Source organism: Algoriphagus sp. (genome assembly GCF_024642405.1).
Lineage (GTDB): Bacteria > Bacteroidota > Bacteroidia > Cytophagales > Cyclobacteriaceae > Algoriphagus.
On sequence record NZ_JAHEBC010000203.1, the window covers coordinates 1 to 6,909 of the forward strand.

Here is a 6,909-nt window from a genome sequence, read left to right on the forward strand (position 1 = left end):
AATGGGGTATTGAATCACAAAAGCTTTGGGATCTATTTTTTCGATTGCGGTCAATAATCGTGTTACCTCCAACCTAGTGATTACACAAAAGAGCACTTTACGATCAGGGAGCTGTTTTGCTTTGTCTCCATAGCCTCCGTCAGATTTTAAAACAGTGACACCACGGCCTAAATCAAAAGAGATCATTTGCTTGATGTCTTCATTTTGGGGAGACATGATCATCACACCGAGGTATTCTTCTACTCCATTGATAAAGAAGTCAACGGTTTTTGAAGCTGAAATATAGGTCAGCATGGAATACATGGCTGTTTCCAGATTGACAAGGACTGCCGCTAGGGCAAAAAGAAACACATTGAAAATGGTGATAAAATCACCAACAGTCAGGCTGGATTTCCGGCTGACGGAGATTGCCAAAACTTCCGTGCCATCAATCACAGCTCCTCCTCGAATGGCAAAACCAATTCCTGTTCCTAGGAAAAAACCTCCGAAAACCGCAATCAACAATTTATCCGCTGTGATAGTAGGCACTTCTATATAATGCACCAAAAGTGCCAAACCAAAAATTGCCAGGCTCGATTTGATGGCAAAAGCCAAAGAAAACTGCCGGGCTCCAAGAAGTATAAATGGTATGTTGACCAAAACGATCAGAACGGAAAGGTTGACCGGAGTCAAAATTTCCAACAAAAGTGACATTCCCATGGCACCACCATCAAAAAAACCATTCGGCAGAAGGAATCCTTTCAATCCAATACTTGCCATGCATATACCAATGGAAATAAAGAGAAAATCTTTCCAGGTATTCCAGGCAGTCAACCTTGAAATTATACTCTGCTTTTCAGTCAAAACGGTTTGATGATTCATATTGTAAAATAAAGCTTTTAATAAGTGGATAAAAAGTAGTTTCAAGTAAGGATTCTGACTATTTTTTGGTTACCATAGCAAAGAGTAAATCAGAATAAATTATTAGAGAACAAATTCAAATATGAAATTTTACTAAGGATTCAAAATATTTCAATTAGTTAAAAAATTGATCTTTTTATTGTGTATTTACTTTCTGTAAAATAGAAATGGTAAAAAAATGATCAGATAATGTGAATAAATTTGACTTTTATCTATTTTAACCTATCTTATTTAACCTCAAATTTTAAAGTGAGTTTTTAATGAAAACAGATGGATATAGTGCGGGGGAACATTTTGACGAAATGTTTACTTCGGAAGGAAAAGTTCGTCCTCATTACGAAGGTTTTTTCAATTTTTTGGATAAAGCTTCTGCAAAAAAAATGAAGCATCTCCAATTCTCCGCTAATAAGACCCAATTAGCGATGGGAATGACATTTAATGTTTATCATGATAACCAGGGGATGGAAAAAATCCTTCACTTGGATATTATACCTAGGATCATTTCCAACGCTGAATGGAAAAAATTGGAAGCGGGACTTAAACAACGGGTCTATGCATTGAATTTATTTCTTCAAGATATTTACAATGATCAGAAGATATTAAAAGATGGAATAGTCCCTGCTGAATTGATATTAAAAAGTAAGGATTATTTAAAGCCTTGTATCGGTTTGACTCCTCCAAAAGGTATTTGGTGCCATATCACGGGGACCGATTTGGTCAGGGATAAAAATGGAGAGTATTATATTTTAGAAGATAATCTCCGATGTCCTTCAGGTGTTTCCTATATGTTAGAAAGTAGGGAAATAATTAAGAGAGTATATCCTGATTTGTTTATCCAGAAAGGAGTAATGCCCGTCTCTGATTACCCTGCAAAGCTTCTAAAGATGTTGCAGAATATTAGTGGCAAAGCAAAACCTGTTGTAGGAGTTCTTACCCCTGGTATTTATAATTCTGCCTATTTCGAACACTCTTATTTGGCTCTACAAATGGGAGTTGAATTAGTCAGTGGGGTTGATTTGATAGTTGAAAATAAAAAAGTGTATATGCAAACAACAAAGGGTTTGCAGCAGATCGATGTAATTTATCGAAGAATCGACGACACCTTTTTAGATCCTTTGGTATTCAATCCAGAATCTATGTTGGGTGTTCCAGGGATTTTTGAAGCATATAAGGCAGGAAATATTGGATTGGCAAATGCTCCAGGAACTGGCGTGGCAGATGATAAAGCTGTCTATGCCTATGTTCCTAAAATCATAAAATATTATTTAAACGAAGATCCGATCCTTAATAATGTCCCTACTTATTTATGTAGAGAAGAAGAGGATAGAAAATATGTACTTGATAATATTCATAATTTGGTTGTGAAGGAGACCAATGCTGCCGGAGGATATGGTATGCTGATAGGCCCTAAGTCAACCAAAGAAGAGCACGAGCATTTCAAAATACTTATTAAGAATAACCCAACAAATTATATCGCTCAACCTACACTATCCTTGTCGACAGTTCCAAGTCTTACTGATGAGGGAGTGGTAGGAAGACATGTGGATTTGAGACCTTATATTTTGTATGGAGAGAATATTGAAGTAATTCCTGGCGCATTAACCCGCGTTGCTCTCAAAAAAGGATCTCTTGTAGTGAATAGTTCACAGGGAGGTGGAAGTAAAGACACTTGGGTATTATATAACTAAAAAAATTTATGCTAAGTAGAGTAGCAAATCATATTTATTGGCTGGGGAGATACCTGGAGAGAGCAGAAAACTATGCTCGTTTTATTGATGTGAATTTTAATTTGATGCAGGATCTTCCAATGGATCTCAAGGAACAGTGGCAACCGTTGATAGCAGCGACGGGTGATTTGAATGCATATTTAGAGACGCATAAAACTTTCTCTCGCGATCAGGTTTTATTCTTTTTGTCTTTTGATGAGAAGAATCCTAATTCGATGATCAATTCCATTAATCAAGCAAGGGAAAATGCTCGTATCATACGAGAAAATCTAAGTAAAGAAACTTGGGAAGAAGTCAATGAGCTCTATTATATGATTAAGCATGGAGCCGAAAAAAAAATCTGGAAAAAGGAAGATCCAAGAGTGTTTTTTGAAAAAATCAAGAACCAGATTTTACTTATTTATGGAATTGCTGATAATACAGTTGCTAGGATTGAAGGATGGTTTTTTAGACAACTTGGACAATTCCTTGAGAGAGCGGATCAAACATCCCGGATTTTAGATGTGAAATACCATATTTTATTGCCATCTCCGGAAGAAGTGGGCACGCCTTTGGATTTCCTCCATTGGATGGCATTATTGAAATCTGTGACGGGATTTAATTCTTACAGAAGGCTTTATGGAAACATTGATCCTGCTGGTGTAGTGGAGTTTTTAGTTCTGAATAAATATTTCCCAAGATCTATTTACTATTGTATTAAAGAAGCTGAAAAATGTTTACTTAATATTTCAGGCAATACTGCGGGTGGATTTCAGAATTCAGCTGAAAAAGCATTGGGAGAACTTCGATCCAAATTGGAATTCGCTGAAGTAGGAGAGATTATCAACATAGGTTTGCATGAATATCTAGATAGCTTACAGTTGAAAATCAATCACATTTCAAATCACGTGAATGATAATTTCTTTAAAATAAAAGATAACGTGATACAACAGTCTCAAACAAGTGAACAATCGTAAAATAGAGATTGATTTTTCTGAAGGTTAGGACTTAGATCAATTTGAAGTTTTTATTATGGCAATGACCCTAAATCATTATCTGAAAATCAGGTAATGCTAAAAATACTTTTCGAAGAAATCCAAGAAAAATCTAAATGCGGTTACAAGTTCAACATATCACTGAGTATACTTATGAAAATCAGGTTTTCTTAGGTGTTCATCACCTTTATTTAATGCCTCAGTATAGGCTTCATTTTGAAATAGCCGAACAAAGCATGCTAATCGACCCCTTGCCTGAAAATCAAAGTTCCAGACAAGATTTATCTGGAAATTTTTATTCTTTGATTTGGTTTTCCGACCTCACTAATTCCTTAAAAATTACAAGTAGTCTGGGGTTAGAACTAAAGAGTTTTAATCCTTTTACTTTTCTGGTAGATGATCAGTTTATTCAATCTTTTGAAAACAGCCCTTATCCAAGATTCAACTATTCGGGATTGGAAAAGAATTTAGTTTCTTATTTTATTTTTGATGATAGAGTGGAGGAATTCCAGAATTTAATATCTCATTGTTGGAAGGGCAGCTATGATTTAATAGGGTTTTTGGTAAGAATTACATCGGCAATAAAAGAAAGATGGGATCACATTATTAGGCATGAGGAAGATATTTGGGAACCTAGATTTACATTTAATTCAAAAAAGGGTTCATGCAGGGATTTGGCATGGATGCTTATGAATATCCTTGGGAATTTGGGACTTGCTTCAAGATTCATTAGTGGATATGCTTTCAATCCTGAATTAAATGATGGGCATGAGTTACATGCTTGGTTGGAAGTTTTTCTTCCAGGAGCAGGGTGGATTGGGCTGGATCCAAGTCTTGGCTTATTGACTGACCATCGTTATATCCCTTTGGCCGCTCATGCCAAACCAAAATTGGCTTCTCCAGTTCAGGGTTCTTTTTCTGGATTGGGAAATTCAACACTGACTACGAATGTTCAAATCAAACTTATTGAAAGTTAATTTGCGTAAACTCCTGAATCTGGTTTTTCAAAAATAGAATCATCAAAAGGTTCATCCAGCAAAAGAATATCGGCAAAACTGACCTGATATTTTATCCCTTTCGTAGAATCGTTTTCAAAGTTGTAGCCCGTTAAGATCCTGGGGAAAAACAACCCATCAGCGTTTCTGTAATCATCATATTTCAACGCGCTAAATGAAGGAGAGGAATTTCCAAAGTATGTCACTGTATATAGTAAGTATTCCAATCTTCCTGTTTCCGGATTTAATAACATGAAATATTGGTCATCCGGAGACTTTCCATTTTCAGGACTCATGGTAGCTTGAAGTGTTTTATATGAAACTCCATTCAGCATCTTATTTTCTACTTGGGATACGGTGATTCCGGGATCTGTGAAAACATATGGAATAGAATAAAAGTAGAAATACAAATTATGATAGAAATCAATTGAAGTGCCTCCAAAAGCATCTCTGGAAGGGCTTACCCAAGTCCCTTCCTCATCTTTACCAATTGAAAAATTCGAAGCATCCAGCCTTATTTTGCGAGAATCTAAATTAACAAAGTAATTTTCCTGGGTGAGGTTAGTTTCATGGATCATTGAATAACTCATTGCTTTCGCACGAATCCACTTTGACCAGTCACCATGAGCATCTAATAACTCTTTATACTCTGGGCTGACCTCGGGAATTTCTTTTACTGAGGATTCTGAACAGGAACTGAAGAGTAAGATTGAAAATAAAATAAGGATTGAATAGGAAGATTTCATATAGAAATAAAGTGAATTAGGGGAGGACAAAGTAAAATAAATAGTCCATTAATCCATAAGTAATCCTTTAGTCAGAATTTTTTTATAAAAAATTAAATGGAATTAGTCTAAATAACAATTAGGATTATTATTTTTGGCAATCGTAACGAAAAACACGAGTTGCACTCAACCTATTGACCTATTAAGCCAATTATGAATTTATCTACTATTTGGAAATCAATAAGAAACATTGCAAATGAGATCCACCTGTATGCAGGATTGATTTCAGGGATTATAGTAATAGCAGTCTGTTTAAGTGGGACCATCTATGTTTACAATTCCGAGATCAGGGAATTGTCAAATCCAGAACTCTATCAAGTTGAAAAATCAGGATCTCGACTCCTAGCTGAAGATTTAAAATTGATTTTAGAATCAAAACTAGATTCAAAAGTAGTGGGTGTTAACTGGAATAATGATCCTTACCAAAGTGTGCAGTTTACTCTGAAAAAAGAGGAAGAAAAGGGGAGAGGGACGACTTATTTTATCAATCCATATTCTGCTGAGGTATTGGGTGATGCAAGTGTGAAAACTTCAGCGGCAGAATTCATGGGCTATATGTTTAGTCTGCATCGCTGGTTAATGCTAGATAGAATTGAAGCACCAATTTTGGAGAGCATGTCTAATCGGGATCTTGGGAGATTAATTAACGGCATTGCCACTTTACTATTTACCTTAGGAGTTATTACAGGTATTGTTCTGTGGGTTCCAAAAAAGGTTAAAAACTGGAAACAGGGATTAAAAGTGAAATGGAATGCTAATTGGAAGAGAGTCAATCATGATTTACACAATACCTTGGCTTTTTATTCATTGATTTTTTTGCTTTTGATGGGAGCAACTGGCCCATTTTGGTCTTTTCAATGGTATAGAGAAGGGTGGCAAAAAACATGGGATACTTATAGAGATCCAAATGAAAAATCAGAAGTCCTTGAAGAGCCAAAACCGTTAATAATATCTTCCAGTGAAATTTATACCCTGGATGAAATAATGGAAGCTTCAAATAAAGTCTTGCCTTACAAAGGGATTTATAGAATTTCCCTTCCTGAAAATCAGACAGAACTGGTAACTGTGAGTAAATACAAAACAGGATTTTTTGCAAGATCGGGTTCAGATCAAGTTAAAATAAATCCTAACTCGATGGAAGTAGTGGAGGCCAATCTATTTTCAGAGCTACCGTTTAGACAGCAAGTTGGCCGATCAGTCAAATCACTTCACACAGGAGATATTTTTGGACAGTTCACAAAGTTTATTTGGTTTATAGCCTGTTTGATCGCGACCAGTCTTCCTATTTCAGGTACACTGATTTGGCTCAATAAGAAGAAAAAGAAAACTTCTAAGAAAAAGCCAGTGGAAAAAAGGAATTTAGAAATGGCTTAACTTCTTCAAAAGTGGTTAAGATTTCTTTGTGAGTTCATGTCTTTTCCTGAGTTCAAAAGGCTAACTTGAGTTCAAAACAATCCACCACATGAAGAATTTTTTTTCCTTCATCTTTTTAGTCATTAATTTTTTTGCTGTTCAGGCTCAAGAAAAG

General features: G+C 35.7%; 6 protein-coding genes. 4 read left to right on the top strand and 2 right to left on the bottom strand.

Going from position 1 to position 6,909, the window contains the following annotated elements; all coding sequences use genetic code 11:
- Window positions 1-861: YitT family protein (locus tag Q0L68_RS13975; protein ID WP_296704325.1), on the bottom strand; the 861-nt coding region annotated here is incomplete at its 3' end.
- A gap of 299 nt (window positions 862-1,160) precedes the next feature.
- Here Q0L68_RS13975 and Q0L68_RS13980 point away from each other — a divergent pair.
- From Q0L68_RS13980 to Q0L68_RS13990, 3 genes are all read left to right on the top strand, one after another.
- The gene (locus Q0L68_RS13980) at window positions 1,161-2,588 is read left to right on the top strand and encodes a circularly permuted type 2 ATP-grasp protein (RefSeq protein ID WP_296704328.1); all 1,428 of its coding nucleotides are present in this window, start codon (window positions 1,161-1,163) and stop codon (window positions 2,586-2,588) included.
- 8 nt (window positions 2,589-2,596) lie between these two features.
- Window positions 2,597-3,583 (top strand): alpha-E domain-containing protein, encoded by a 987-nt coding sequence (locus Q0L68_RS13985; protein ID WP_296704331.1) that lies wholly within the window; start codon window positions 2,597-2,599, stop codon window positions 3,581-3,583.
- Window positions 3,584-3,717: 134 nt separating this feature from the next.
- A complete protein-coding gene (locus tag Q0L68_RS13990; protein WP_296704333.1) occupies window positions 3,718-4,578 on the top strand; it encodes a transglutaminase family protein in 861 nt (286 codons plus the stop codon).
- Here Q0L68_RS13990 and Q0L68_RS13995 read toward each other — a convergent pair.
- Entirely contained in the window at window positions 4,575-5,342 is a 768-nt protein-coding gene (locus Q0L68_RS13995; RefSeq protein ID WP_296704335.1) for a DUF6503 family protein, read from the bottom strand. The genes Q0L68_RS13990 and Q0L68_RS13995 overlap by 4 nt on opposite strands.
- A gap of 192 nt (window positions 5,343-5,534) precedes the next feature.
- Here Q0L68_RS13995 and Q0L68_RS14000 point away from each other — a divergent pair, with 192 nt between their 5' ends.
- Window positions 5,535-6,755: a PepSY domain-containing protein gene (locus tag Q0L68_RS14000; RefSeq protein WP_296704337.1), complete on the top strand. Its 1,221-nt coding sequence runs from the start codon at window positions 5,535-5,537 to the stop codon at window positions 6,753-6,755.
- Window positions 6,756-6,909 lie beyond the last annotated feature (154 nt).